23 protein-coding genes and 1 pseudogene are annotated in these 26,017 nt (G+C 73.1%); 10 read left to right on the top strand and 14 right to left on the bottom strand.

The window, feature by feature from the left end; genetic code table 11:
- From ACZ4FH_RS00005 to ACZ4FH_RS00015, 3 genes and pseudogenes are all read left to right on the top strand, one after another.
- A pseudogene (locus ACZ4FH_RS00005) lies at positions 1-115 on the top strand (ABC transporter); the annotation flags it as partial.
- Entirely contained in the window at positions 112-903 is a 792-nt protein-coding gene (locus ACZ4FH_RS00010) for an ABC transporter permease (protein ID WP_467301322.1), read from the top strand. The pseudogene ACZ4FH_RS00005 and the gene ACZ4FH_RS00010, both read left to right, overlap by 4 nt.
- Before the next feature lie 317 nt (positions 904-1,220).
- Positions 1,221-2,015: an SGNH/GDSL hydrolase family protein gene (locus tag ACZ4FH_RS00015; protein WP_467301323.1), complete on the top strand. Its 795-nt coding sequence runs from the start codon at positions 1,221-1,223 to the stop codon at positions 2,013-2,015.
- Positions 2,016-2,073: 58 nt separating this feature from the next.
- On the opposite strand, the gene ACZ4FH_RS00020 is transcribed toward ACZ4FH_RS00015, so the two are convergent.
- Together ACZ4FH_RS00020 and ACZ4FH_RS00025 are read right to left on the bottom strand one after the other, a co-directional pair.
- Positions 2,074-2,463 carry a nuclear transport factor 2 family protein gene (locus tag ACZ4FH_RS00020; protein ID WP_467301324.1) on the bottom strand — a complete coding sequence of 130 codons (390 nt, stop codon included), beginning with the start codon at positions 2,461-2,463 and terminating at the stop codon, positions 2,074-2,076.
- 91 nt (positions 2,464-2,554) lie between these two features.
- Positions 2,555-3,391 carry a class I SAM-dependent methyltransferase gene (locus ACZ4FH_RS00025; RefSeq protein WP_467301325.1) on the bottom strand — a complete coding sequence of 279 codons (837 nt, stop codon included), beginning with the start codon at positions 3,389-3,391 and terminating at the stop codon, positions 2,555-2,557.
- Between the two features lie 62 nt (positions 3,392-3,453).
- Here ACZ4FH_RS00025 and ACZ4FH_RS00030 point away from each other — a divergent pair, with 62 nt between their 5' ends.
- Both ACZ4FH_RS00030 and ACZ4FH_RS00035 read left to right on the top strand, forming a co-directional pair.
- Positions 3,454-5,298, top strand: a complete 1,845-nt coding sequence (locus ACZ4FH_RS00030) for a S9 family peptidase (protein WP_467301326.1) — start codon at positions 3,454-3,456, stop codon at positions 5,296-5,298.
- A gap of 209 nt (positions 5,299-5,507) precedes the next feature.
- On the top strand, positions 5,508-6,380 hold the full coding sequence (locus ACZ4FH_RS00035; protein ID WP_467301327.1) for an SURF1 family protein: 873 nt from the start codon (positions 5,508-5,510) through the stop codon (positions 6,378-6,380).
- A 118-nt stretch (positions 6,381-6,498) separates the two neighbouring features.
- On the opposite strand, the gene ACZ4FH_RS00040 is transcribed toward ACZ4FH_RS00035, so the two are convergent.
- The 8 genes from ACZ4FH_RS00040 to ACZ4FH_RS00075 form a co-directional block, all read right to left on the bottom strand.
- On the bottom strand, positions 6,499-7,629 hold the full coding sequence (locus ACZ4FH_RS00040) for a hypothetical protein (protein ID WP_467301328.1): 1,131 nt from the start codon (positions 7,627-7,629) through the stop codon (positions 6,499-6,501).
- A gap of 95 nt (positions 7,630-7,724) precedes the next feature.
- Positions 7,725-8,300, bottom strand: coding sequence for a SigE family RNA polymerase sigma factor (locus tag ACZ4FH_RS00045; protein ID WP_383632070.1), 576 nt, complete (start codon positions 8,298-8,300; stop codon positions 7,725-7,727).
- Between the two features lie 359 nt (positions 8,301-8,659).
- A complete protein-coding gene (locus tag ACZ4FH_RS00050; RefSeq protein WP_467301329.1) occupies positions 8,660-9,724 on the bottom strand; it encodes an aspartate-semialdehyde dehydrogenase in 1,065 nt (354 codons plus the stop codon).
- Positions 9,721-10,992: an aspartate kinase gene (locus tag ACZ4FH_RS00055; protein WP_383630633.1), complete on the bottom strand. Its 1,272-nt coding sequence runs from the start codon at positions 10,990-10,992 to the stop codon at positions 9,721-9,723. The genes ACZ4FH_RS00050 and ACZ4FH_RS00055 overlap by 4 nt, the downstream gene beginning before the upstream one ends.
- 215 nt (positions 10,993-11,207) lie before the next feature.
- Positions 11,208-13,322, bottom strand: a complete 2,115-nt coding sequence (locus ACZ4FH_RS00060; protein WP_467301330.1) for a LamG domain-containing protein — start codon at positions 13,320-13,322, stop codon at positions 11,208-11,210.
- Positions 13,323-13,445: 123 nt separating this feature from the next.
- On the bottom strand, positions 13,446-14,105 hold the full coding sequence (locus tag ACZ4FH_RS00065) for a DUF5063 domain-containing protein (protein WP_383630639.1): 660 nt from the start codon (positions 14,103-14,105) through the stop codon (positions 13,446-13,448).
- Between the two features lie 104 nt (positions 14,106-14,209).
- Complete coding sequence (gene recR, locus ACZ4FH_RS00070; RefSeq protein ID WP_383630642.1) at positions 14,210-14,809, bottom strand: recombination mediator RecR; 600 nt, start codon at positions 14,807-14,809, stop codon at positions 14,210-14,212.
- Positions 14,810-14,888: 79 nt separating this feature from the next.
- Positions 14,889-15,224, bottom strand: coding sequence for a YbaB/EbfC family nucleoid-associated protein (locus ACZ4FH_RS00075; protein ID WP_148022075.1), 336 nt, complete (start codon positions 15,222-15,224; stop codon positions 14,889-14,891).
- 395 nt (positions 15,225-15,619) lie between these two features.
- On the opposite strand from ACZ4FH_RS00075, the gene ACZ4FH_RS00080 reads away from it, so the two are divergent.
- Complete coding sequence (locus ACZ4FH_RS00080; RefSeq protein WP_467301716.1) at positions 15,620-16,408, top strand: SLATT domain-containing protein; 789 nt, start codon at positions 15,620-15,622, stop codon at positions 16,406-16,408.
- 90 nt (positions 16,409-16,498) lie between these two features.
- Here ACZ4FH_RS00080 and ACZ4FH_RS00085 read toward each other — a convergent pair whose 3' ends face one another.
- The 3 genes from ACZ4FH_RS00085 to ACZ4FH_RS00095 form a co-directional block, all read right to left on the bottom strand.
- Positions 16,499-17,149 carry a hypothetical protein gene (locus tag ACZ4FH_RS00085; RefSeq protein ID WP_467301331.1) on the bottom strand — a complete coding sequence of 217 codons (651 nt, stop codon included), beginning with the start codon at positions 17,147-17,149 and terminating at the stop codon, positions 16,499-16,501.
- A gap of 127 nt (positions 17,150-17,276) precedes the next feature.
- Positions 17,277-18,023 (bottom strand): GntR family transcriptional regulator, encoded by a 747-nt coding sequence (locus ACZ4FH_RS00090; protein ID WP_467301332.1) that lies wholly within the window; start codon positions 18,021-18,023, stop codon positions 17,277-17,279.
- 119 nt (positions 18,024-18,142) lie between these two features.
- Complete coding sequence (locus ACZ4FH_RS00095) at positions 18,143-19,504, bottom strand: aminotransferase class III-fold pyridoxal phosphate-dependent enzyme (RefSeq protein ID WP_467301333.1); 1,362 nt, start codon at positions 19,502-19,504, stop codon at positions 18,143-18,145.
- Between the two features lie 183 nt (positions 19,505-19,687).
- Between ACZ4FH_RS00095 and ACZ4FH_RS00100 the strand changes: the two genes are divergently transcribed.
- The 3 genes from ACZ4FH_RS00100 to ACZ4FH_RS00110 all read left to right on the top strand — a co-directional run bounded on the left by ACZ4FH_RS00100 (position 19,688) and on the right by ACZ4FH_RS00110 (position 22,900).
- Entirely contained in the window at positions 19,688-20,281 is a 594-nt protein-coding gene (locus ACZ4FH_RS00100) for a DJ-1/PfpI family protein (RefSeq protein WP_467301334.1), read from the top strand.
- Entirely contained in the window at positions 20,278-20,757 is a 480-nt protein-coding gene (locus ACZ4FH_RS00105) for a MarR family winged helix-turn-helix transcriptional regulator (protein ID WP_467301335.1), read from the top strand. Before ACZ4FH_RS00100 ends, ACZ4FH_RS00105 begins: the two co-directional genes overlap by 4 nt.
- Before the next feature lie 145 nt (positions 20,758-20,902).
- Positions 20,903-22,900, top strand: coding sequence for a serine/threonine-protein kinase (locus ACZ4FH_RS00110; RefSeq protein ID WP_467301336.1), 1,998 nt, complete (start codon positions 20,903-20,905; stop codon positions 22,898-22,900).
- 56 nt (positions 22,901-22,956) lie between these two features.
- Here ACZ4FH_RS00110 and dnaN read toward each other — a convergent pair whose 3' ends face one another.
- Positions 22,957-24,084: a DNA polymerase III subunit beta gene (gene dnaN / locus ACZ4FH_RS00115; RefSeq protein WP_467301337.1), complete on the bottom strand. Its 1,128-nt coding sequence runs from the start codon at positions 24,082-24,084 to the stop codon at positions 22,957-22,959.
- Positions 24,085-24,533: 449 nt separating this feature from the next.
- On the opposite strand from dnaN, the gene ACZ4FH_RS00120 reads away from it, so the two are divergent.
- A complete protein-coding gene (locus tag ACZ4FH_RS00120; protein ID WP_467301717.1) occupies positions 24,534-25,997 on the top strand; it encodes a helix-turn-helix domain-containing protein in 1,464 nt (487 codons plus the stop codon).
- The last annotated feature ends 20 nt before the right edge of the window (positions 25,998-26,017 follow it).

A 26,017-nucleotide genomic window follows, 5' to 3' on the forward strand; every position in this document is an offset into this window, starting at 1 on the left:
CACCGCCCACATCGAAGCCGACGAACTCACCGTCCACACCCCCGACCTCGACGACGTCTTCTTCGCCCTCACCACCACCCACACCAGCACTTCCGCGAAGGAGACCACCCGATGAGCACCCTCACCCTCGCCGTCCGCGACTCCACCACCATGCTCCGACGCAACCTCCTCCACGCCCGCCGCTACCCCTCCCTCACCCTCAACCTCCTCCTCACCCCGATCATGCTGCTCCTCCTCTTCGTCTACATCTTCGGAGACGTGATGAGTGCCGGGATCGACGGCGGAGGGGCGGACCGCGCCCGGTACATCGCGTACCTGGTGCCCGGGGTGCTGCTCATGACGATCGGTTCCACCACCGTCGGCACCGCGGTCTCGGTCTCCAACGACATGACCGAGGGGATCATCGCCCGCTTCCGCACGATGGCCATCCACCGCGGGTCGGTCCTCGTCGGGCATGTCGTCGGCAGCGTCCTCCAGTGCGTCGCGAGCGTGGTCCTCGTGGGCGCGGTCGGCGTCGCCATCGGCTTCCGCTCCACGGACGCGACCGCGCTGGAGTGGCTGGCAGCCTTCGGCCTCCTGGTCCTCTTCGCCACCGCGTTCACCTGGATCGCCGTGGGCATGGGCCTCGTCAGTCCCAATGCGGAGGCCGCCAGCAACAACGCGCTCCCGATGATCCTGCTCCCGCTGCTCTCCAGCGCCTTCGTCCCGCTCGACTCCATGCCCGGCTGGTTCCGGCCCATCGCCGAGTACCAGCCCTTCACCCCCGCCATCGAGACCCTCCGCGGACTCCTCCTCGGCACGGAGATCGGCAACAGCGGCTGGATCGCCCTCGGCTGGTGCGTCGCCCTGGCCGTGCTCGGCTATCTGTGGGCCACCGCGAGGTTCGACAGCGAAGCGGCGTAACCGCCTCCGTCCACCGAAGGGCGGCGCCCCCGACACCGGTCGGGGCCGCCGCCCTTCGGCGCGCCGAAGCCCCTGCCGCCCGCCGCGCGACCCCCGCGAGGCGGCCTGCGAAGTGGTCCACCCCATGGCCGTCCCTCCTTTGTTTCACAGGGTGTTCATGGGTTGTCTACGCGCGGAGCTACGAGTCCCGAACGATCATTCGGGCAATTCCGGCAGCTTCGCGTCTGCCTATTACCGACTGGTACCCGAAGCTGCTACAACAGGTGACGCTCACTCAACCCCCCACCCACCCCCCACACTTCGGAGGGCTGACAGCTATGTCAGTACGGAGATTCTGGGCGTCCGCATCCACTCTGCTCCTCGCCGCCGCGGCCGCCCTGGGCATGGCCCAGCCGGCCTCGGCCGCCGCCGGCGGGTACGTCGCCCTGGGCGACTCGTACTCGTCCGGCGTCGGTGCCGGAAGCTATCTGTCCGACAGCGGCGACTGCCGTCGCAGCACCAACGCCTACCCCTATCTCTGGGCGCAGGCGAACTCCCCGTCCTCGTTCGCCTTCGTCGCCTGCTCCGGTGCCACCACCAGCACGGTGGCCGGCGGCCAGCTCGGCGCACTCAGCTCGTCCACCTCGCTGGTGAGCGTCACCGCGGGCGGCAACGACGTCGGCTTCGCCGACGTCATGCAGGACTGCGTGCTGTCCGGCGAGGCCACCTGCATCGCGAGCGTGAACACCGCCGTGGGCAAGATCAACAGCACCCTGCCCTCCCGGCTCGGCTCGCTCTACTCGTCCATCCACGCCAAGGCGCCCTCGGCGCGCGTCGTGGTGCTGGGCTACCCGCGCTTCTACAAGATCGGCGGCAGCTGCCTCCTCGGTCTCTCGGACAAGTCGCGCACGGCCATCAACAACGCCTCCGACGTCCTGAACGGCGTCATCGCCAAGCAGGCGGCCAACGCCGGCTTCACCTTCTCGGGTGTCGCCGACGAGTTCACTGGGCACGAGCTGTGCTCCGGAGACCCGTGGCTGCACAGCGTCTCGATCCCGGTCTACAACTCGTACCACCCCAAGGCCATCGGCCAGTCGAACGGCTACCTCCCCGCCTTCCGCTCGGCCGCATAGCCCGCTGGGGCCCCGGGCCGCCGTCGCCGTGCTCACGGCGACGGCGGCCTCCCGCGTGTCAGTACCGCTCCACCAGGTGCGCGCGCCCGGCCGGCGGCTCGTACGGCTCCGGCCAGAAGTCGGTGACCGCGCTGATCCGGCCCTCGTCGTCGAAGGTGAAGAAGTGCACCGCGTGCGCCTCCTCGCCGTCGACGACGAATCTCGTCCGCGCGGCGGCCTGCCGCTCCTCCGCGTCGGCCACGACGCGCACGACGCTCGCCCGCCAGTCCCCCGGATACTCCCGGTTGAACTGCACGTACCGCCCCTTGCCGCGGATGCGCTCGCGGCTCTGCGGCAGCTCGTACACCACGTCGTCGGCGAGCGTCTCGGCGAAGTCGTCCCAGTCGCGCAGGTCGGCCGCGGTCCAGTAACGCTCGACCGTGGCCCGCAGATCAGCATGCGTGGTCATGGTTCCGAGTGTGGACCCCACCACTGACAATCGGTCCGGGCTGCCGGTTCCCGCCCCGGGGACCGGCCGGATGTGCCCGCCGTTCGGGGCCTCAGGGCCGGCCCGGTCGCGACGCCTTGAGCGAGTACATGAGCGGAATCCTCGGACGCTCCTCCGGGAAGCGGTAGAAGCCGTCCGGGTAGCGCTCCAGCACCGGGAAGCGGGCGAAGAGCGAGGCGTCGTGCTCGTGCAGGAACTCGATGCGCAGGCCCGCCGTGGCCAGCGCGGAGACCACGCTGCCGACCGGGTGCTGCCACTCGACGCTGCGGTTGTGGACGGTCGCCGCGTCGAAGTCCGCGTACGTGCCCGGCGTCTCGTCCACCCACGCCTCGCGGCTGAAGTAGTCGTGCACGACGCGCGAGCCCGTCGCGTCGTCGAGGCAGTCCGTCATCGGATGGAACTCCGCCAGGTACAGGAACCCGCCGGGCGCGACGAGCGAGGCGGCCGTCTCGGCCCAGCGCTCGATGTCGGGCAGCCAGTTCAGCGCGCCGACCCCCGTGTAGACGATGTCGTACGCGGAGTCCGGCACGGCCTCGGCCGCGTCGTACACGTCGGCGGCGACGAACGCCGCCCGCTCCGGGCCGAGACCCAGGTCGCCGGCGAGCGCACGGGCGGCCTCGACGGCCGGTTCGGAGAAGTCCAGGCCGACCACCTGCGCCGCGCCGTGCCGGGCCCAGGACAGCGTGTCCACGCCGATGTGGCACTGCAGGTGCAGCAGCGTCCGCCCGGTGACGTCCCCGACCTCGGCCCGTTCGAACGGGCGCAGGGCGTCCTTGCCCGCCCGGAAGGCGGCGAGGTCGTAGAAGTCGCTGCCCGCGTGGATGGGCACGCGCTCGTCCCACAGGGCCCGGTTGGCCTCGCGCCAGTCGGCGGGTATCGGTCCATGCATGTCCGCGAGGTTATCCACAGGCTGAGGACGAGGCGAACGGATTGTCGGCCGTCCGGCGCAGAATGGGGGACATGACTGAGAGCAATGGTGCGACGACCGAGTCCGTCCCGGAGTGGGAGCGGCGCTTCCGCGCGCCCCGGGTGTCGCTGCCCGACTGGGCGCAGGACGCGCCGGACCGCGCCCTGTTCGTGTCCAACGCGACGGGGACGTACGAGCTGTACACATGGGACCGCTCGACGGGCGAGCAGCGCCGGATCACCGACCGGCCGAACGGGACGACGGACGGCGTGCTGACCCCCGACGGCGAGGCGGTGTGGTGGTTCAGCGACACCGACGGGGACGAGTTCGGGGTGTGGATGCGCCGGCCGTTCGGCGCGGGCAGCGAGGAGGACGTGGACGAGCCCGCGGCGCCCGGACTCGACCCCTCCTATCCGGCGGGGCTCGCGATCGGACGGGACGGGACGGCGGTGATCGGCCGTTCGACGGACGAGGACGGGTCGACGGTCCATGTCGTGCGCCCGGGGCAGGCTCCCGTGGAGATCTACCGGCACCGCGAGTCCGCCGGAGTCGGTGATCTGTCGTACGACGGGACGCTGATCGCGCTGGAGCACACCGAGCACGGCGACGCGATGCACTCCGCGCTGCGCGTGGTGCGCCCCGACGGCTCGACGGTCGCGGAGCTGGACGACACCGAGGGCGGCACGAAGGAGCTGGGGCTCAGCGTGCTGGGCTTCGCGCCCGTCGCCGGGGACCCCCGGCTGCTGGTCGGGCACCAGCGGCGGGGCCGCTGGGAGCCGATGATCTGGGATCCGGTCGCGGGCACGGAGACGGACCTGTCCATCGAGCTGCCGGGTGATGTGGGCGCCGAGTGGTACGCGGACGGCTCCGCGCTCCTCGTCGAGCACGACTTCGAGGCCCGCAGCGAGCTGTGGCGGTACGCCCCGGCCGCCGCCGGGGGGACGCTCGCCCGGGTGGAGACGCCCGCCGGTTCGGTCTCGGGTGCCACGGCCCGGCCGGACGGCACCGTGGAGTATCTGTGGTCGTCGGCCGCCGAGCCGCCCGTGGTCCGTTCCACGACCGGCGCGGTGGTCCTCGATCCGCCGGGGGCGAAGGCTCCCGCGTCGGTGCCGGTCGAGGACGCGTGGGTGGACGGGCCGGGGGGCCGCGTCCACGCGCTGGTGCAGCGCCCGGCCACCGGTGAGGGCCCGTTCCCCACGGTCTTCGAGATCCACGGCGGCCCGACCTGGCACGACAGCGACGCCTTCGCGGCCGGTCCCGCCGCCTGGGTGGACCACGGGTACGCGGTGGTGCGCGTCAACTACCGGGGCTCGACGGGCTACGGACGGGCCTGGACGGACGCCCTCAAGCACCGGGTGGGCCTGATCGAGCTGGAGGACATCGCGGCGGTGCGCGGCTGGGCGGTGGAGTCCGGTCTCGCGGACCCGGCGAAGCTGGTCCTGGCCGGCGGCTCCTGGGGCGGCTATCTGACCCTGCTCGGCCTCGGCACCCAGCCCGACGCCTGGGCGGTGGGGCTGGCGGCGGTCCCGGTCGCGGACTACGTCACGGCGTACCACGACGAGATGGAGGCGCTGAAGGCGATGGACCGCACGCTGCTGGGCGGGACGCCGGAGGAGGTGCCCGAGCGGTTCGAGGCCTCCTCACCCCTCACGTACGTCGACGCGGTACGGGCCCCCGTCTACATCTCGGCGGGCGTCAACGATCCCCGCTGTCCCATCCAGCAGGTGGAGAACTACGTGGACCGGCTCAAGGGCCGCGACGCGGTGCACGAGGTCTACCGCTACGACGCCGGGCACGGCTCGCTCGTCGTGGAGGAGCGGATCAAGCAGGTGCGCCTGGAGCTGGACTTCGCGCGACGCCATCTGGGAGGCCCCGACGAGGGGGTGTGAGCGCAGGCTCCCGTCGCGCACCCGCACCGACCGGCGCGGGTGCGTGACCGGAGGGCACGAGGCGGGTCCGTGGCGGGAAGGCGCGAGGCGGTGCGGGCCGTCGCGGCTCCGGGAAGGAGGGGCGTGTCCGGGCGTAGGGGCCGTATAAACGGGCGGCGCGGGGGTGCCCCCGCGCCGGGGCGCCGGGGCGGGGACCGTACCGTGGAGGGGTGTACCGGTTCCTGCTGACCCCGCGCTGGTGGGGGATCAACGTCTTCGTCGTGCTGGCCATCCCGTTCTGCGTGTTCATGGGCACCTGGCAGCTCGGCCGCTTCGAGGACCGCGTGCAGACGCACGAGGCCGCCGAGAAGCGGCCCGATCCGGGCACGCGGGCCGCCGCTCCGCTCGACGAGCTGCTGCCCGTCGACACGGAGACCTCGGGCCGTCCGGCCACCGCGAGCGGACGGTACGCGGACCAGTTCGTGGTCCCCGGCCGGAAGCTGGACGACCGCGACGGCTTCTACGTCCTGGACATGCTCCGCACCGACAGCGGCAAGGCGCTGCCCGTGGTGCGCGGCTGGCTGCCCGGGAAGCCCGGGGAGACGGCGGTCCCGGACGCGCCCACCGGCCGGGTCACGGTCACCGGCGACCTCCAGGCCTCGGAGAACGCGGGCAGCACCGGGGTCGACGCCTCGGGCGGACTGCCCGAGGGCCAGGTCGGCATCATCGGCGCCGCGTCGCTGGTCAACCTCGTGCCGTACGACGTCTACGACGCCTGGGTGACGCTCCAGGACACCGGCGAAGGACGGGGCGCGTCCGGGACCGCCGCCGACACCCCCTCGAAGGCGGGCGGCGGGCTGCGCCCCGTACCGGCCGCGGCGCCCCAGGGCACCGGGCTCGATCTGAAGGCGTTCCAGAACCTCGGCTACACGGGCGAGTGGTTCGTCTTCGCCGCGTTCGTGCTCTTCATGTGGTTCCGGCTGCTGCGGCGCGAGGCCGAGGCCGCCCGGGACGTGGCCCTGGGCCTGGTTCCCGACGCGGACACGGAGCCTGAGACCGCGTCACCCGCCGCACCGTCGGCACCGGTCGGCGCGGAGCGCTGACGGGCCTTCCGTACCCGCCCGGTCCGCGGGCCGTGTGCGCGCGGCCCGGCGGGGCCGTCGGCCGGGATCGTCCGGACCGTCCGGGCCGGACGAGGGGCCTCCCCTCGGCAGCGCGGTCCTACGCGCCGGGTTCGAGGACGCCCGTCCGGTAGATGGTGCCGGCGCAGGCGTTGGGGATCTTCGCCTCGGCGACCGGGGCTCCCGGCTCCGGGGTGTGCTGCACGGAGACGCTGCCCGGGGCCGTGCTCGCCCCGTCCTCGCCGCCCAGCTGGGTGTCGGCACCCGATTCGCCGTCCCCGCTGCCCGTGCCCGCCGTGGACGAACCGGCCGCGACCCCGGTGCTGCCCGCGGCACCGTCCGTCGGCGTGGGCGACGGCGATCCGCCGGAGGTCGGACAGGTCTCCTGGGGGATCCAGGCGAACTTCACCTCGTAGACCATGGTCGGCTTCAGGAGGATCGTGGACTCCTCCTCCGCCGGATCGGGCAGTCCGGAGGCGGGGTCGCCCTGGGTGTGGCGGACCACGACGATCTTGGCCGGGTCGGCGGCGCCCGCGGCCTGGAAGCCCACGGTCCCGCCGCTGCTGACCGAGCAGTTCGTGCCGGAGACGTTGGCGATGCGGAAGCTTCCGTAGACCGTGCCGTCGGCCCCGGCCGCGCCGGTCGTCGCGGAGGCGACGCCGAGCTGGTCGGGGGAACAGGCCGGCATCGCGGCCTCGGCGCTGGCGACGGGACCGTCCGCCGAACCGCCGTTCACCTCGCTGCCCGAGCCGGGCCCGCTGGTGTCGGTCGGGCTCGCCGTGCCGTCGGGGAGGCCCTGCCCGCTGGTCTGCTCGCCGTCGCCGCCGCCGGAGCCTCCCCCGTTGCCGGTCTGCGCGCCGGCGTCCTCGCCGTTGCCGCCCTGCGCCTGCTCGCCGTGGCCGGCGATGGCGGGGTTGGCGGCGTTGGAGCCCTCGGAGTTGGCGACGTGGACGAAGGCGGGGACCGCCGTGCCGATGAGGAGGGCGGCGGCCGCCGCCCCGACCAGGGCCTGGCGGCGGCGGGCCCGCCGGGCGGGCACCGCGCGGTGCAGCCGGTCGAGCGTGCCCTCACCCGGTTCGAGGCCCTGCACGGCGCCGCGCAGCATCCGGCGCAGCGCCTCCTCGTCGAGGGAGTCCTCCCCGAACGGGGCGCCGGGCGCGCCGAACGCCAACGTGTCCGGTCCTTCCCCGTCCCGGTCGGCGTGCGGGGTGTTCTCCGGCCCGTGGTTCACAGTTCCGTTTCCAGTCGGGTCTGTCCGGTGTCCGCGCAGGGGCCCCCGGCGGAACCGGCCACCGCCCGCGTGCCCCTGCTCGTCGTGGTGGCGGTTCATGCCTGCGCCTCCATGACGACGCGCAGCGCCGCGATGCCGCGCGATCCGTAGGCCTTCACCGAGCCCAGGGAGATCCCCAGCGTCTCGGCGACCTGTGCCTCGGTCATGTCGGCGAAGTAGCGCAGCACCAGCACCTCGCGCTGGCGCCGCTGCAGTCCGCGCATCGCCTTGATCAGCGCGTCCCGCTCCAGCTGGTCGTACGCGCCCTCCTCGGCGCTCGCCATGTCCGGCATCGGCTTGGAGAGCAGCTTCAGCCCGAGGATGCGGCGGCGGAGGGCGGAGCGGGAGAGGTTGACGACGGTCTGGCGCAGATAGGCCAGGGTCTTCTCGGGCTCCCGCACCCGGTTGCGCGCCGAGTGCACGCGTATGAACGCCTCCTGCACGACGTCCTCGCAGGACGCCGTGTCGTCCAGCAGCAGGGCGGCGAGCCCGAGCAGCGAACGGTAGTGGGCGCGATAGGTCTCGGTGAGATGGTCGACGGTGGTTCCGGCTGCCACGCTCTCGTCAGCGCCCTCGCGCTGCGACGGCAGTGCTGTCGGTCGGGCGGCCGGCATGGGCGCGATCACCGGCATGCCGCCGGACGCGCGGGGCCGTCCGAGCGGTCGCACCGCGGCGCCGCGCAGGGGGCCCACCACTGTGATATCGAGAACCTCTGCCACGCCAGTTGGACACGCTTCCCCCCGTCAGGGTTGTACGCATACGGCACCGCGTTTGACACCATGCGAAATGCCCTCATACGAACCCGTTCTTCCGCAAATACCCCGAACATGCGCCCCGCCGCGCAAGAAGTGACCGCTTAGACGCCTGCCGTCCGACCAGCGGTTGCAACAGACCGAAAGGTCATCGTCGGCCACCGCAACGCCCCAGCTCAAGAGGTTCAGACCAGCAACTTGCTCACAGGGCGTTCACAGAGCGTACAAAACAGGTTCGATCAGGACCGGGGAAATTCGGCGGCGACCGCTTCGGCGATCTGAGCGACGTTCAGCGCGGCCCCCTTGCGGAGGTTGTCGCCGCAGACGAACAGCTCCAGCGCCCTGGGATCGTCCTTCGAGCGGCGGACCCGGCCGACCCAGGTCGGGTCGGTGCCCACCACGTCGGACGGGGTGGGGAAGTCCCCCGCGCCCGGGGAGTCGTACAGCACGACACCCGGCGCGGTGGCCAGGATCTCGTGGGCCCGGTCGACCTCGACCTCGTTCTCGAAACGGGCGTGCACCGACATCGAGTGGGTGGCGATCACGGGGACGTACACACAGGTCGCCGAGACCCGCAGCTCCGGCAGGCCGAGGATCTTGCGGCACTCGTCGCGGATCGCCAGCTCCTCCGAGGACCAGCCGTCCCCGGCGTCCGTACCGGCCCACGGGACGACGTTGAGGGCGACGGGGGCGGCGAAGGGGCTCTCGCCGCCCTCGCCCACGACCCGGCGGACATCGCCCGGTTTGGTGCCGAGTTCGGTCCCGGCCACCATCGCGAGCTGTTCCCGCAGCGCGGCGACGCCGTCGCGCCCGGCCCCGCTCACGGCCTGGTACGAGGAGACGACCAGCTCGCGCAGCCCGAACTCGGCGTGCAGGGCGCCGACCGCGACGATCAGCGCCAGCGTGGTGCCGTTGGGGTTGGCGACGATGCCGCGCGGTCTGATCCGTACGGCATGGGGGTTGATCTCGGGAACGACGAGCGGGACGTCGTCCGCGATGCGGAAGGCGGCCGAGTCGTCGATCACGACGGCGCCCTTGGACGTGGCGACGGGGGCCCAGCGCGCGGACACCTCGTCGGGCACCAGGAACAGGGCCACGTCGACGCCGTCGAAGACGTCCTCGGTGAGTTCGAGGACCTCGGACTCCTCGCCGCGGACGACCAGCTTGCGGCCGGCCGAACGCGACGAGGCGACGAGTCTCACCTCGCCCCAGACATCCGCGTGCTGCGAGAGGATCTGGAGCATGACGCCACCGATCGCCCCGGTCGCACCGACGACCGCGAGCGAAGGGCGGCGTGCGGTCATCGGCCGGTGCCCCCGTACACGACGGCCTCGTCCGAGTCGCTGTCGAGTCCGAAGGCGGTGTGCACGGCGCGCACGGCCTCGTTGACGTCGTCGGCGCGGGTGACGACCGAGATGCGGATCTCGGAGGTCGAGATCAGCTCGATGTTCACACCGACGTTGGACAGCGCCTCGAAGAAGCCCGCGGTGACCCCCGGGTTGGTCTTCATACCGGCGCCGACCAGGGAGATCTTCGCGATCTGGTCGTCGTAGCGCAGCGACTCGAAGCCGATGCCCGCCCGGTTGCGCTCCAGGGCGTCGATGGCCTTGCGGCCCTCCGACTTGGGCAGCGTGAACGTGATGTCGGTCAGTCCGGTCGCCGCGGCGGACACGTTCTGCACGACCATGTCCATGTTGATCTCGGCGTCCGCGATGGCGCGGAAGATCGCCGCCGCCTCGCCCGGCTTGTCGGGCACGCCGACGACCGTGACCTTGGCCTCGGAGACGTCATGGGCGACTCCGGAGATGATCGCGTGCTCCACCTTCTGGTCCCCTTGCGGCTCGTTGCTGACCCAGGTCCCGCGCAGTCCCGAGAAGGACGAGCGGACGTGGATCGGGATGTTGTAACGGCGTGCGTACTCGACGCACCGGTGCAGCAGCACCTTGGAGCCGGACGCGGCCAGCTCCAGCATGTCCTCGAAGGAGATCCAGTCGATCTTCTTCGCCTTCTTCACGACCCGGGGGTCCGCGGTGAAGACTCCGTCGACGTCGGTGTAGATCTCACAGACCTCGGCGTCCAGCGCGGCGGCCAGCGCGACGGCGGTCGTGTCCGACCCGCCGCGGCCGAGGGTGGTGATGTTCTTGCCCTCCTGGCTGACGCCCTGGAACCCGGCGACGATGGCGATGTTGCCCTCGTCGATCGAGGTCCGGATGCGGCCCGGCGTGACATCGATGATGCGCGCTTTGTTGTGGACCGAGTCGGTGATGACACCCGCCTGGCTGCCCGTGAACGACTGGGCCTCGTGGCCCAGGTTTTTGATCGCCATCGCCAGCAGGGCCATGGAGATCCGCTCTCCGGCGGTCAGCAGCATGTCGAACTCACGCCCGGCAGGCATCGGGGATACCTGCTCGGCGAGATCGATCAGCTCGTCCGTCGTGTCGCCCATCGCCGACACCACGACAACCACCTGGTTGCCGTTCTTCTTGGCGTCGACTACTCGCTTGGCGACCCGCTTGATGCCCTCGGCATCGGCTACGGAGGAGCCTCCGTACTTCTGCACGACAAGGCCCACGTGCGCTCCTCGCTCAATCCATTTATCGCGGTCGGCTCAGTTTAACGAGCAGCCCGGAAACGCCCTCCTGATACCACATGCTGAGATGTCCCGCTCAGAACGTGATCATCGGCGTGTCGCCCCGGACTGCTCGTACGAGCCTGCTGCCCGCCGATCACCGGACCACTCCCCGGTGTGGCCCAGACCACAGGGGGTCGGGCCGCACCGGGGCGGGATCAGCAGCTGAGGCAGGGCTCCGCGCCGGTCCCGAGCTGACCGAGGGTGACGACGCTCAGCGCCCCGGAGAAGACCTGCACCTCGTCGACCGATCCGTGCAGGTACGCGCCCCAGCCGTCGGCCGTGTGGCCGCGCCCCACCTGGAGGCCGCCGGTGCTCGTCCAGGCGGAGCGGAAGGAGGCCTCGGCCCTGGCGAAGCCGTCCACGTAGAGCGTGACCCGGTTCAGCTGCGCGTCGTGCACGACGGCGACGCGGTAGCCCCGGCCGCCGTCCGACCCGGGGGTCTTCCCCTCGATCACGGTCTCCTGCGCGCCCTGTGTGTCTCCGTGGCCCATCGCGAGCGCGAAGGACCGCGTCGCCGGCACGTACCGCACCGCGAAGGCGTCACCGTACGCACCGCCCTGCGAGAGGACCGTCATGGGTTCGTCCGCCCCCTCCGCGACGTGGACGACCGCACCGACGGTGAAGCTGTCGCGGGTGTCGACCACGGGACCGGCCGTGGCCGCGTGGCCACCGGCCCCGTCGAGGTCCAGATGACCCGCGCCGACGAGCGGAGCGGGTGCCGGAGAAGGCTCGCAGAACGGGTCGGACTCCGGCTCGCACGACGGGGCCGGACGGGTGTAGACCGAGGCACCCGCGGCGAGGGCCAGCGGCTCGCCGCCGTGCGCCTCCGGGCTGAGCCCGTCCGGCGCCGCCTCCAGCGCCCAGTGCCCCCGCTCCTGCGGGGTGCGACGGGCCAGCCGCGCCGCCTCGTCGGGAACGACCACCCGGTCGTACGCGCGGACGTCGCCGATCTGCCCCTGCCAGCGGTCCCGGTAACCCGCCTTGCCGCGGGCCCGGCCGATCTGGAAGTCACCCGCCGCCGTCGCGGGCGTGGCCGCGGCGGCGGTGCCCGCCTCCTCGCCGTTGACGTACAGACGCGCCAGCCCGGTCTCGGCGTCGTACAGCCCGAGTACGTACGCCCATTCGCCGGCCTCGGGGCTGCCGCCCTCGACGCGCGTGCCACCCGTGCCGAAGGACCAGACCGGCTCACCGCTCGCCGTACGCACCCCCAGGGTGAACCCGGGCGCGGTGCCCGCGTCCTGGCTGACGGCCGTCATGTCGTGGTCCAGTGCCGCCGGACGCACCCAGCCGCCGACCGCGAACGTCCTGCCGGTGTCCACCACCGGCGCCTCCGGCGTCAGGAAGCCGTGTCCGGTCCCGTCCAGCGTGGCCGTGGACGTCAACGCGGTGCCCGAGGGCGCCGGGCCCCCGAAGGCGACGCCCGTCCCGGCACGGGCCGCGGGGCCCGCCGTCGCCCCGGCCGTCCGGGAACCGGCCGGATCGGACAGGGCCCACTGCCCGACGGGGGAACGGCCCTCCTTGACGTAGAAGTTGTAGCTGGTGGTCGCGCTGCGGCGGCCGGAGCGGTCGTTCGCGTACACCTCGATCCGATCGGGCCTCGCCGACGTGGGGAGGAAGCGGACCTCCGCCGAACCGTCCGGCCCATCCGCCGTCACTCTCGTCGGGACACCGCCGAGAAACCTGTACGTGTACCCGACGACGTCGTCGGAAGGGGAGTCAAAGTGGAAGGTGCCGTAGACGCCGACGCCGTCCGTCCACAGCACGTCCTCCGGATACTCGGCCGAGGTGATCACCGGCGGCTCCGGGTTCGTGTCGTCGATCACGAACTCGCAGGCCCCGTCGCCGCCGTCGGCGGCGCTCCAGGGCGAGACGGCATCGCCGTCATCGGCCCGCACCCGCCAGGAGACGACCGTCCCCACCGGAAGGCCGGAGGGCAGCTGCCACGAAAACGTCGAACCCGAGGGCAGGGACACGGGATCGCGGTAGGTGCGACGCTGCTCGACGCCGTCGGCGTCCTGCCACCACGCCTCGAACTCACCGGTGACGGAATTGCCCTCCCCGGGACGATCGTCCTCCACCGGATCATTGAGCACCGCGTAGGCCCGCGGAGCCTCCGGCACGTAGGGCCGGTCGTCTCCTGCCGCGCACACCCGGGAATCGGTCGTCAGATCCGCCACACCCGGCTGAAGCGGCGGCAGGTTGTCCGCCGCGACGGCCGCCCCCGGTGCCGCCATCATCAGAACCGCACCGGCCGACAGCGCGCCGAGCAAGCCGGCTCTCCCCCGGTGCCTCGTTCTTTCCCACATGCCCGTGTGTCCCCTCCCCTTCACTGTCCGTGGTGATCACGGACAGGAGGGGACGCTAACAGGGGGTACTGACAGTGGGCACCTGGATTACTGCACCGGCCGCAGCCCCAGCGGGCCCGCGATCTCCTCGGCCATGACGCGGCCGGCCTCCTCGGCCAGGGCGTCGTCGCCGGCGTCCTGGTCGGTGTCGAGGCCGTCGAGCTCCTGGAGGGGCTGGTTGAGGCGGATGTGGGCGATGAGGGACTGGAGGGCGCGCAGGGCGGCGGAGGCGGTGGAGCCCCAGTTGGAGAAGTAGGAGAACTGCCACCACCAGAGGGCCTCGGTGACGCGGTCCTCCTCGTAGTGGGCCAGGCCGTGGCGCAGATCGGTGACCAGGTCGGCCAGATCGTCGGAGATCCGGGCGGCCACCGGGGCCTTGCGGGGCTCGTACGGGTCGAAGACCTCGGAGTAGACGTCGATCGGCTCCAGCAGGACGGCGAAGCGCTCGCGCAGGCCGTCCGCGTCCGGCTCGGCGCCCAGATCGGGCTCGTAGCGCTCGTCGGGGAGGATGTCCTCGTACGCGCCCAGCCGGCCGCCGGCCAGCAGGAGCTGGGAGATCTGGAGGAGCAGGACCGGGACGGCCTCCTCGGGCTCCTCGACCTTGGACACCTCCGTGACCGCGACGATGAACGTCTTGATCTGGTCGGCGATCTGGACGGCGAAGTCGTCGGGGTCCTGGGTGACGGTGTCGAGCGTGGCGTCAGACATCGAGGAGACCTCCCGTGGGCACGGTCGCGGACGGTGGGAAGCAGTTAACGACGGCGACCGTAAAACCCCGGTGAGGCCACCGGGCGACGGTGCGGCGACGGGGGTCAGACATCGAGCAGACGCCTCCCCTCGAAGGCGCGGCCGAGGGTGACCTCGTCCGCGTACTCCAGGTCCCCGCCGACCGGAAGACCGCTGGCCAGCCGGGTGACGCGCAGCCCCATCGGCTTGACCATCCGCGCCAGGTACGTCGCGGTGGCCTCGCCCTCCAGATTGGGGTCCGTCGCCAGGATCAGTTCGGTGATGGAGCCGTCGGCGAGACGGGCCAGCAGCTCGCGGATGCGCAGATCGTCCGGGCCGACGCCCTCGATCGGGCTGATCGCCCCGCCCAGGACGTGGTAGCGCCCCCGGAACTCCCGGGTCCGCTCGATCGCCACGACGTCCTTCGGCTCCTCGACCACACAGATGACCGTGCGGTCGCGGCGCGGGTCGCGGCAGATGTTGCACTCCTCCTGCTGGGCCACGTTGCCGCAGACCGCGCAGAAGCGGACCTTGTCCTTGACCTCCAGCAGCGCCTGGGCCAGCCGGCGCACATCGGTCGGCTCGGCCTGCAGGACGTGGAAGGCGATCCGCTGCGCGCTCTTGGGACCGACGCCGGGCAGCCTGCCCAGCTCGTCGATGAGGTCCTGAACCACGCCTTCGTACAACGGATCGCCTTTCGTGCCGGCTCGGCCGGGTCGTGGTACGTACCGTAGGGGGTACGTACGGTCTTGGGTACGGACTCGGTCAGAAGGGGAGGCCGGGCATACCGCCCAGACCCTGGGTCAGCGGGCCCAGCTTCTGCTGCTGGAGCTGCTGGGCGTTCTCGTTCGCCGCCTGGACCGCCGCGACGACGAGGTCGGCGAGCGTCTCGGTGTCCTCCGGGTCGACCGCCTTCGGGTCGATCACCAGGCCGCGCAGCTCGCCGGAGCCGTTGACCGTCGCCTTCACCAGGCCGCCGCCCGCCTGGCCGTCCACCTCGGTCCTGGCCAGTTCCTCCTGCGCCTGGGCGAGGTCCTGCTGCATCTTCTGGGCCTGCTGAAGGAGCTGCTGCATATTGGGCTGACCGCCACCGGGAATCACGGGTCACTCCAGGCATTTCGACGACAAATGTTTCGGTACGCCGAGCCTACGTGGTCCCCGGGCGGCGCGCCCCACCCACTGGCGGGCAACTCTTTCGAGTGAGTTCGGGTGGGCGGTGGCGGGACTCCTATACCTGACCAGAGGCCCGGTGCACCCGGGAATACCGCGATTTCGACCCCACGGCCCACCATTCGGCGGTAGGAAGGGCATGCGTCCCGGTACGCGCACCCACCTCTCCCGTCACGCAAGGTTACGCATGGGGGACTGCCCGTGGCGCCGGGCCGATGAGCAGCGAGTGCGCAGAGAGCAGAGACCCGCCCGTCGTCGAGTACGCCGTCGAGAACCACGCGTCGTGATCCAGCATGCAGAGGAGTACCCCGGTGAGTCAGCCGGAGATGCAGCCCGAAGGGCCGCCCCGCAACGAATCCGGTGTGCCCGGTCCGTCCGCGCCCTCCGCGACGGGCTCCGGCGAGCGCGGCCGGAAAACGGCGCGGCCGCGGGGCGGGGATCTGACCGCGGCACCGTTTCCGGCCGGTGACTGGGGCGATCCCGCGCAGCGGCTCGACGAGCTGTACCGCTGGCTGGAGGCCGACGCGCTGCGCACCGCCGACTGGTATCTGGGCGACCGGCTGTGGAAGCGGCGGGGGGCCAGGGCGCTGCGGATGGGCACCGCGGCGGGGGCGGTCGCCGGTGCCGCGCTGCCGCTGCTGGATCTGACCGGAGCGCTGCACGGGGCGGCCGGCTGGGGGTATCTGTCGCTGCTGCTGGGTGCCGCGTGCATGGCCTGCGACCGCTACTTCGGGCTGACCTCGGGCTGGATAAGGAGCCTCGCCACCGCCCAGGCCGTGCAGCGCAGGCTCCAGGTGCTGCACTTCGACTGGGCGTCGGAGTGCGTGCGCGAGGTGCTGGGACCGGCCGAGGGGACGGCCAGCGAGGCGACCGAGCGCTGCCTCGGGGTGTTGCGGCGGTTCTCGGAGGACGTGACGGAGCTGGTGCGCTCGGAGACCGCGGACTGGATGGTGGAGTTCCGGGCGGGTCCGGCGCCGATGGGGATGCAGGCGCTGGTGTCCGGGGGGCCGGGCGGCGGCCGTGCCGAGCCGGGCGCGCAGCCGGGCCGCTTCCCGTTGCAGTCGATGGGCCGGCCGAACATGCCCCGGCAGCGGCCGCCGGAGTCCCCGCGGTGAGAGGCCGGTCCTCGCCCGATGCCTCGTCCCGGAGACGGCCCCCGGGCCGGCGCGGGGCCGCCCGGTACGGAGCGCGGGCGGCCGCCGGCCTCAGCTGAAGATGATCATCGAGCCCTGGGCCAGGCTGCGGGTGACGGCCGCGTGGAGGCCGAGCCAGACATGGCGTTCACGGGCGAACGGATTGTCGTCGTAGGGGAACGGCACCGCGGGCTCCTCCAGCGAGGTGGGCGCGGCGGGCGGCAGCGGAGCGGCCGGCGGGTTGCCCGGGTCGATGCCGATGGACGGGGCGACGAACTCCAGCTCGCGCAGCAGTCCGTACGAGGAGCCGAGCGGGCCGCCGCCCTCCAGCAGGGCGTCGGTGGTCAGCGGGGTGGCGAAGTCCACCGGGACGTACGCCCCCGCGTGGTCGTAGTGCCACACCAGGTGCGACTGCTGGGCCGTGGCCTCGAACATCTCCAGCAGCTGTTCGTAGTCCCCGCCCAGTTCGTCGACGGGGGTCACGGCGAGGCCGCTGAGCCGGAGGAGATAGGCGCGGCGCAGGAAGTGCAGGGCGTCGTAGTCGAAGCCCGCGACCGGGGCGACGTCACCGGTCAGTCCGGGCATGTAGGCGTAGACGGGGACGGGCGGCAGGCCCGCGTCGCCCAGCGCCTTGTCGTAGACGGCTATCTCTTCGGCGAACGGATTGTCGGGGCTGTGGCACAGCACGTCGACGAGGGGGACCAGCCACAGGTCACAGGCCACGAAGTCTCGCTCTCATACGGGGATGCGCGGGGTGGTGCGATGGTCGGGACAGCGTAATGCGGTCGGGACGTCGCGGACAGTGCCCCTCCGGCCGTCGCCGGACGCTCCTCGTCCCCGGCGGGACGGCTCAGGCGGCGGTGCCGCCGGGGCCGGGGCGGTCCGCGGCCGGTCCCGGGTGCGGCGGGTCGCCGGCCGCGAGCCGATCGGCCCAGCTCAGCGCGTGGTTGTTGTAGTCGTCGACGGCGGCGCGCAGCGCGGCGCGGTCGCGCAGCGAGATCGCCGCGACGAGTTCGGGGTGCCCGCGCCAGAGCCAGTCCCGCACGTCCGCGTCACCGCGCAGGTAGGGCACGGCGAAGACCCAGGCCTGGACGCGCAGCCGGTGCAGGAAGTCGGTGATGTACGGGTTGCCGACGAGGGCGCCCAGTTCGCGCCAGAAGCGCAGGTCGTAGCCGATGAGGATGTCCAGGTCGCCGCCGCGCGCGGCGCGGGCGGCCTCCTCGGCCCGGCGGCGCACGGAGACGAGGGCCTCGCGGTAGGCGGCCTGCCGGGCACCCGGGGCGGGCGGCCCCTCGAAGACGTCACGGATGACCCCGTCCATGACCAGGGTGCGCGCCTCCACCATCGCCCGGTAGTCGGCGACGCTGAACTGGTGGACCCTGAAGCCGCGGTGCTGGTCGGATTCGAGGAGCCCCTGCGCGGAGAGGTCGAACAGCGCCTCGCGGACGGGCGTCGCGGAGACCCCGTACTGCTCGGCGATCATCTTGACGGTGAACTCCCGGCCGGGCTGCAGACGCCCCGCGAGCACCTCGTCACGCAGCGCGTCCGCGATCTGCTGTCGCAGCGTACTGCGGGTGACAGCTCCGCTCGCGCGCATCGCGCCCCTCCCCTGTTTCGGCCTCGGGTCACCTTAGACGAGGCCACGGGGAGGGGCGCGGAAGCGCCGGGCGTACGGAAGCGGCGGGGGCGCGCGGATGGTTCACCGCGCGCCGGTGGTCACACCGTGTGCTGGTCGGCCACCGACAGCGCGGCGTCGAGCGCGGCCAGGCCCTCCTTGGCCTCCTCCTCGGAGATGGTGCAGGCGGGCACGGCGTGGGTGCGGTTCATGTTGATGAAGGGCCAGAGGCCGTTCTTCTTGGCCGCCGCGCCGAAGGCGGCCATCGGCGCGTTGGCCTCGCCGGTCGCGTTGTACGGGACCAGCGGCTCGCGGGTCTCCTTGTTGCGGACCAGGTCCAGCGCCCAGAAGGCGCCGAGGCCGCGGACCTCGCCGACGGACGGGTGGATCTCGGCGAGTTCGCGCAGTCCGGGGCCGAGGACGGTCTCGCCGATGCGGGCGGCGTTCTCGATGACCTGCTCGTCCTCCATCACCTGGATGGTGGCGACGGCGGCGGCGCAGGCGAGCGGGTGGCCGGAGTAGGTGAGTCCGCCCGGGTAGGGGCGGGTCTCGAAGGTGGCGGCGATCTCGGCGGAGATGGCGACACCGCCGAGCGGCACGTATCCGGAGTTGACGCCCTTGGCGAAGGTCATCAGGTCGGGGACGACGTCGTAGTGGTCGGCGGCGAACCACTTCCCGGTCCGGCCGAAGCCGGCCATGACCTCGTCCAGGACGAAGACGATCCCGTACCGGTCGCAGATCTCCCGGACGCCGGCCAGATAGCCGGGCGGCGGCGTCATGATGCCGGCCGTGCCCGGGATCGTCTCCAGCACGATCGCGGCGATCGTCGAGGGACCCTCGAACGCGAGGGTGTCCTCCAGGTGCTGGAGCGCGCGGGCGCACTCCTCGGCCTCGGTCTGCGCGTAGAACGGCGAACGGTAGAGGAACGGGGCCCAGAACCGGACGACACCGGCGGAGCCGTTGTCCGAGGGCCAGCGGCGCGGGTCACCGGTCAGGTTGATCGCGGTGGAGGTGGCGCCGTGGTAGGAGCGGTAGGCGGAGAGCACCTTCGTACGGCCGGTGTGCAGCCGGGCCATCCGGACGGCGTTCTCGACGGCCTCGGCACCGCCGTTGGTGAAGAAGATCTTGTCGAGGTCGCCGGGGGTGCGCTCGGCGATGAGGCGGGCGGCCTCGGAGCGCGACTCGATGGCGAACGCGGGCGCGAAGGTCGTCATCTTCGCCGCCTGCTCCTGGATCGCGGCGACGACGACGGGGTGCTGGTACCCGATGTTGGTGTAGACGAGACCGCTGGTGAAGTCGAGGTAGCGGTTGCCGTCGTAGTCCCAGAAGTACGCCCCCTCGGCGCCGGCGACGGCGAGCGGGTCGATCAGGCCCTGGGCGGACCAGGAGTGGAACACGTGCGCGCGGTCGGCGGCCTTGACGGCCGCGCCGGCGGCGGAGTCGACAGGGGGATGAGGGGTCATGCCCCGAGCGTAGGCGGCGCTCCGCACCTGCCGGTATGGCCATCTTGTATGGCGCGGGCCGCCTGGTTCGGCAGGGTGTCGCGTCCCCCGCGCGGAAGCCCGGCGCGGCGCCCTGCCTCTCATTGACAGCACACTGTCGAAATGACAGCATGTTGTCATCAGCGTTCTTCCGAGGAGGCCGTCATGACCCGCGGGACCGTTCATCTGGCCGTGTACGACACCTACGCCGACTGGGAGCCCGGGTACGCCACCGCCCACCTCGCCGCCAACGGCTTCACCGTCCGCTCGGTCGGCCCCACGACCGTCCCGGTCACCAGCATGGGCGGGCTCGTGGTCCGCCCCGATCTGGCGCTCGACGCGCTGCGCCCCGAGGACAGCGCGCTGCTGATCCTGCCGGGGGCCGGGCTCTGGGACACGGGTGACACGCTCGCCCCCTTCGCCCGCGCCGCGCGCGCCTTCCTGGACGCGGAGGTGCCCGTCGCCGCGATCTGCGGGGCCACGGCGGGCCTGGCCCGCGAGGGACTGCTCGACGCGCGGCCGCACACGAGCGCGGCCGACGTCTATCTGGCGGCCACCGGTTACGCGGGCGGCGCCCACTACACCGAGGCCGACGCGCTCACCGACGGCGGCCTGATCACCGCCGGGCCGACCGAACCGGTCGCCTTCGCCCGGGAGATCCTCGCGCTGCTCGGGGTGTACGACGCGAAGCGGCTCGACGCCTGGTACCGGCTCTTCCACGACTCGGACGCGAGCGCCTACCCGGTGCTCCAGGGATGAGCCGCGGGAACCAGGACCGGCTGAGCGCCGGCGCCCTCGCCGTCTTCCGGCTGAACGGCCAGTTCCTGTCCGTGGCCGAGGAGCTGGCCGGGCCGGCCGGACTGACCGCCGCCCGGTGGCAGGTGCTCGGCGCGGTGCTCGCCGAACCGCTGCCGGTCGCCGGGATCGCCCGCGCGATGGGCATCACCCGGCAGAGCGTGCAGCGCATCGCCGATCTCCTGGTGGACCAGGGTCTCGCGGAGTACGCGCCCAACCCGGCCCACCGCCGCGCGAAACTGCTCCGCCCGACCGCCGGGGGCCTGGCGGCGGTGGGCCGGATCGGCCCGGGGCACGCGGCGTTCGCCGAGCGGCTGGCGCAGGAGCTGGGCGAGGAGGAGTTCGACCGGACGGTCCGGGTCCTGGAGCGGCTGTCGCGCGCCCTGGACACCGTGGGCCCGCCGGCCGCTCCGGACGGGCCCGGTACGCCGGGGGCGTGAGCGGGGCGCACCGGCCGTCGCGCGGGGCCGCCCGCCCCGGGGTCCGGGCGGCCGGACCGGTTCCGGGCGGACGCGGCGGGCCGAAGCGGCGCCGCTATTCTCGACCCCGTCCGGCGTGTCGTCGTACGGGGGGAGACCGCACACCATGGAGAAGCTCGGGTCCGCCGATCCTCAACGCATCGGCGGCTACCGGCTGCTGGGCAGACTCGGCGCGGGCGGCATGGGGCAGGTCTACCTGGCCCGCTCGGACCGGGGCCGGGTCGTCGCACTGAAACTGGTCCGCGCGGAGCTGGCCGAGAAGCAGGAGTTCCGCGAGCGGTTCCGCCAGGAGGTGGGGGCGGCCCGCCGGGTCGGATCGGCCTGGACGGCCCCCGTCCTGGACGCCGACACCGACGCCGCGGTGCCGTGGGTGGCCACCGGCTACGTCGCCGGACCCTCCCTCCAGACCACCGTCTCGGGGCGCACGCTCCTCTCGGCCGGTCCCGCCCCGGGGGCGTACGGCCCGCTGCCCGACCGCTCCGTGCACATCCTGGGCACCGGCCTCGCGCACGCGCTCCGGGCCATCCACGCCGCCGGGCTCATCCACCGGGACCTCAAACCGTCCAACATCCTGCTGACGATCGACGGTCCGCGCGTCATCGACTTCGGGATAGCCCGCGCGCTGGACACCGTCACGGACGGCGGTCTCACCCGCACCGGCGCGCTGGTCGGCTCCCCCGGCTTCATGGCCCCGGAGCAGGTGCGCGGCGAGCGGGTGACCACCGCGTGCGACGTGTTCTGCCTGGGGTCGGTGCTGGCGTACGCGTCGACCGGACGGCTCCCGTTCGGGACGGCGGCCACCGGGGTGCACGCCCAGCTCTTCCGGATCGCCCAGGAGGAGCCGGACCTCACCGGGGTCCCCGTCGACCTCGTGGAGCTGGTCCGCGACTGCCTCCGCAAGGATCCCCCGGCCCGCCCGACGACGGACGAGATCCTGGACCGGCTGGACGAGGGCGACACCGCGGAGCCCTGGCTGCCCGCCGCGCTCATCGCCCAACTGGGGCGCCAGGCCGTGGGTCTGCTCGACACGGAGGACCCGCAGGACGCGGCCCCCGAGTCCGGTCCCTCGACCGCCGTCCTGCGCGTCACGGCCCCCGCCGGCCCGCCTCCGGTCCCGGATCCCGCCCAGGACCCCGGCCGGACCCCCGCGACCGCCGTGGCACCGCAGGACACCGCACCGACCGCACCGGTCGTTTCGCCCACCCGGGCCGGGGCCGCCCACCCCGATGCGCCCTACGCCCCGGCGGCCGCCGAGGGCACACCGCCGCCGGGCGGCACGGCCCCGGGCGCACCCGTGGCCGGCGATCCGCACGCGGCACCGGCCCCGCCGGCGTACGGCTACCCGCAGACCACCGCCGGCCCGCCCGCCCACGGCTACCCCCCGCAGACCCCCGGCTCGTCCGCCGGCTACGGCTACCCGCAGCCGGGGCAGCCGCATCAGGGCTACGCCTACGCGTACCCCCAGCAGCCGGGCTTCGGCTCCGCGCCCCCGTACGGCCCGGCCGACGGCCGCCCGGAGCGGCCCGAACGCCGGAGCACCGGGTCGACGGTGGCCCTGATCGTGATCGCGGTGCTGGTCGCGCTGGGCGCGGGCGGTTCGGTGTACGCGCTGATGAGCGACAAGGGCTCGACGCCCAAGGCCTCCCCCAGCGGCACACCGGACCCCGCCCCCACCGACGAGTCCGCCGACCCCCCGTCCCCCTCCCCGGGCGACGACGGCGGCAACGGCGGGCCCCCGGCCGGGGGCGACGTGCCGGACGGCTACGTGGGCACCTGGACGGCAGGGCTGGACAACGCCTCCGGCCACTCCACCCGCACCCTGGTCATCGGCCGGGGCAAGGTCGGCGAGACCGTCCTCACCCTCACCGCCGAAGGGCCGCTGGACACCGGCGGCACCTACCACTGCGTCTTCAGCGCCGCGCTGGCGGCACAGCCCTCCGCGGGCTCGCCGGTCAGCATCGGCCCGTCCACGGTGACGGAGGGCGAGCCGATGACCTCCTGCACCCCGGGCGGCGCCACCACCCTCACCCTCCTCCCGGATGGAAGCCTGAGCCGGGTGAACACGGACACCGGCGACCGGCTCACGTACACGAAGTCGGACTGACCCGATCCCGCACCGGACGGATCGGCACAGCCCTCCCGGCAGACCGGCGCCGCCCGCTACACCAGCGGCTTCAGCGACATCAGCAGATGCCGGTGGGCCGGCTCCCCCGTCGGACGCAGCGCGTCCTCCCGGTCCGCGTGGCCGGAGACCAGGGCGCGCTGGCCGGGGCCCATCATCCGGAACCGGACGACCGGTTCACCGAAGGAGGACAGGGCGTCCATCAGATACGAGGGCTTGAAGGCGACGGTGATGGCGTCCGGGCTGCTGAGGACCGCCGGAAGGCGCTGCGAGGCCACATCGTCCTCGTAACCGGCCCGGAGCAGTACGGAGCCCTCCTCGAAGGCGAGTTGGAGGGGGCTGTCGCCCTCGGCGACGACGGAGACCCGCTTCACCGCCTCGACCAGCGGCTCCCGCTCGGTCACCGCCTCGACGGGGTCGGCGAGGGCGAACAGCTTGTCGTGGCGCGGGAGTCTGCCGTCCACGAGACGGACCGTGGTGCGCATCCCGTCCCGCTCGAAACCGGCCGAACCCGCGTCGAGGGCCAGGCTGACCGGGCCCGCGCCGTCGAAGGAGCGGGCGATCTCCGCGAGCCGGCGCGCGGAGACGACGACATCGGCCGACGCCTCCCCGGCCGCGGGCTTCCATCCCAGCGTGCGCACCGCGAAGCGGTAGCGGTCGGTGGCCGCGAGCGTCATCCGGTCGCCGTCGAGCCCCAGCCGGATCCCGGTGAGGACCGGCAGCGCCTCGTCCCGCCCGGCCGCCACCGCCACATCGGCCACCGCCGCCGCGAACTCCCGTCCGTCCACCGCCCCCAGCACCTCGGGCAGCGGGGGCAGTGTGGGGCGGTCGTCGAGCGGCAGCACCGACAGGCCGAAGCGCGCCCCGCTGCCCGTGACCGTGAACCGTGAGCCCTCCGTCCCGCACTCCACCGCTCCGTCGGGCAGCACCCGGCACACGTCCAGGAGCCGCCGCCCCATGACCAGGACGCGGCCGGGCCGGAGCGTCTCGGCGGCGATCTCGATGCGGGCGGACGCCTCGTAGTCCAGTCCGGAGATGCCGAGCCGGCCGTCCGCCGCCTCCAGCAGCAGTCCGCCCAGGACGGGCACCGGTGACCTGGTGGGCAGCACCCGGGCCGCCCAGGCCACGGCGTCCGCCAACGCGCCGCGCTCGATACGGAATTCCACGGTGACGCCCTCTCCTCGGCCGCACGCCGGCCGCCCGAGCCATGCGGGCGGGGCCGGTCCTGACCCTTCCGACGGTAGAGGGCACCACTGACAACGCCGGTGCGCCGGACACGGTCCGACGGCACCGGCGCCGCTCCGCGGGTCAGCCCCGCGAACGGACACCGCCGCCGGGACAGGTCACCGGCGGCAGTGGAAGGAGGGCGGTTGCGGCCGACCGCAGCGGCCACCCCCGTGAGCCGATGCCGTCGTCCCCCGTTCCTCTCCCCCGAAAGGCCCGCAACCGCGTTCGGACTCTAGGTCGCGGGGCAGACGAACGAAAGAATCAGTTCGCACGGTGAGGCCGGGCAGAGGTATCAGTCCGCACAACGGAACCGGTACGCTGCACTCCGGTTTGGGGCGGGAGCGGGGGAAACGTGCAGACGCGCAGGCGGGCGGACGACGTCATCCGGATGCATGGCCTGGCCAGATCGGGCGGCACCCGGGAACTGCTGCGCTGGCTCTCGGGGCGGGCGGACGGCTGGGCCGGGCTGCTCGACGGCGACGGCACCGTCCTGCACGGCGTCGCCCGCGCCCCGGACACCGCGAGCGCCGGCGCCCCCGGACTGGCCTCCGAGGGGGCGCGGGAACTGACCGGCCTCGGCGCCAGGTCGCTCTCCTTCGACCGCGGGGCGCACACCGTGCTGCTGTTCTCGCTGGACGCGCCCCCCGGTGTGGCACCGCCGGTCCTCGGCGTGGTCACCCGCCGCCCCACCGCCGCCGGGCTGACCACGCTGCTCGCGGACGCCGCCCTGCCGCTGGCCCTGTGCTGGTCGGCCGAGGCCGTCGAGCGCAAGCGCCGGCGCGTGGACCTCGCGGAGTCGCGCGGCCGGGAGGCGGTGCTGCATCTGCTGATGACCGGACAGCTGTCGATCGCCCATCAGGTGGCGGGCGCCCTGAAGCCCGGACTGCCGGACCCGGTCCGGGTCTGCGTCGTCGAATGCCCCGGGAGCAGCCGCGACGAGGTGGCCCGGATCTGCGCGGAGCTGTCCGGGGGGCGGTCCTGGATCGTGCGGTGCCCGGTGTACGCCCGCCATCTCATCCTCATCACCCCGGTGGGCCCCGGGCCGGAGCGGGACCGTCTCGGCCAGGCGGTCGCGTCGGCCGTGGCCGACTGCCACGTCGGGATCAGCGAGGACGCTCCGCTGGCCGACACCCCGACCGCGTACCGTCAGGCGTTCCACGCCCTGGCCGTCGCGCGCGGACTGCCCGGCCGCAGCGCCCGCTTCGGCACCGCCCCCTCCCCGGCCCTGGTGGCCGGCGCCCGGGGAGCGGCCTGGGCCGACGCCCTGCTCGCCCCGTTGCTCACACATCTGCCCCGGCGCGCCCAGGACCCGGGCGCGCAGGAGCTCGCGGCCACGCTCGCCTCCTGGCTCGCCTTCTCCTCGCACGCCACGGACCATCTGAAGATCCACCGCAACACCCTGGCCGCGCGGCTGCGGCTGATCGGTGAGCTGCTGGGCCACGATCTGCAGCGGGTGGCCGACCAGGCGGCCCTGGACCTGGCGCTGAGCATCCGCGCCACGCCCAGCCTGCCCCGCCCGCCGGGTCCCGGGGCCGCTGCGGAACCGGCGCCCTGCCTGGACGACGTGCTGCGGCAGCCCGCGGTCCGTTCCTGGGCCGTGCAGCAGGTGCGCCCGCTGGGCGGCGCGGAACCGGGCGGCGGCTCGGACCCGTACACGACCCTGCGCACCTGGCTGGACTGCGAGGCGCAGCTCGGTCCGGCGGCCGAGGCGCTGGAGATCTCCGTGCCGGGGGTGCGCAAGCGGCTGACCCGGCTGGAGAGCGCGCTCCAGCGCTCGCTGCTGCGGACGCCGAGTGCCCGATACGACCTGTGGCTGGCGTTCCGGGCCCTGGAGCTGGCGGAGGACGGCTGACCGGGTCCGCGTACGGCGGA

It is taken from the genome of Streptomyces sp. NPDC024555, from assembly GCF_055559335.1.

Excerpts from the sequence above, each read along its gene's own strand:
- ACZ4FH_RS00095 (WP_467301333.1), bottom strand. The coding sequence starts at position 19,504 with ATGACCCCTCATCCCCCTGTCGACTCCGCCGCCGGCGCGGCCGTCAAG.
- ACZ4FH_RS00110 (WP_467301336.1), top strand. The coding sequence starts at position 20,903 with ATGGAGAAGCTCGGGTCCGCCGATCCTCAACGCATCGGCGGCTACCGG.
- ACZ4FH_RS00030 (WP_467301326.1), top strand. The coding sequence starts at position 3,454 with ATGGGGGACATGACTGAGAGCAATGGTGCGACGACCGAGTCCGTCCCG.
- ACZ4FH_RS00090 (WP_467301332.1), bottom strand. The coding sequence starts at position 18,023 with ATGCGCGCGAGCGGAGCTGTCACCCGCAGTACGCTGCGACAGCAGATC.
- ACZ4FH_RS00105 (WP_467301335.1), top strand. The coding sequence starts at position 20,278 with ATGAGCCGCGGGAACCAGGACCGGCTGAGCGCCGGCGCCCTCGCCGTC.
- ACZ4FH_RS00080 (WP_467301716.1), top strand. The coding sequence starts at position 15,620 with ATGCAGCCCGAAGGGCCGCCCCGCAACGAATCCGGTGTGCCCGGTCCG.
- ACZ4FH_RS00010 (WP_467301322.1), top strand. The coding sequence starts at position 112 with ATGAGCACCCTCACCCTCGCCGTCCGCGACTCCACCACCATGCTCCGA.
- ACZ4FH_RS00065 (WP_383630639.1), bottom strand. The coding sequence starts at position 14,105 with ATGTCTGACGCCACGCTCGACACCGTCACCCAGGACCCCGACGACTTC.
- ACZ4FH_RS00120 (WP_467301717.1), top strand. The coding sequence starts at position 24,534 with ATGCATGGCCTGGCCAGATCGGGCGGCACCCGGGAACTGCTGCGCTGG.
- ACZ4FH_RS00045 (WP_383632070.1), bottom strand. The coding sequence starts at position 8,300 with ATGCCGGTGATCGCGCCCATGCCGGCCGCCCGACCGACAGCACTGCCG.
- ACZ4FH_RS00100 (WP_467301334.1), top strand. The coding sequence starts at position 19,688 with ATGACCCGCGGGACCGTTCATCTGGCCGTGTACGACACCTACGCCGAC.
- ACZ4FH_RS00025 (WP_467301325.1), bottom strand. The coding sequence starts at position 3,391 with ATGCATGGACCGATACCCGCCGACTGGCGCGAGGCCAACCGGGCCCTG.
- ACZ4FH_RS00020 (WP_467301324.1), bottom strand. The coding sequence starts at position 2,463 with ATGACCACGCATGCTGATCTGCGGGCCACGGTCGAGCGTTACTGGACC.
- ACZ4FH_RS00050 (WP_467301329.1), bottom strand. The coding sequence starts at position 9,724 with ATGACCGCACGCCGCCCTTCGCTCGCGGTCGTCGGTGCGACCGGGGCG.
- ACZ4FH_RS00015 (WP_467301323.1), top strand. The coding sequence starts at position 1,221 with ATGTCAGTACGGAGATTCTGGGCGTCCGCATCCACTCTGCTCCTCGCC.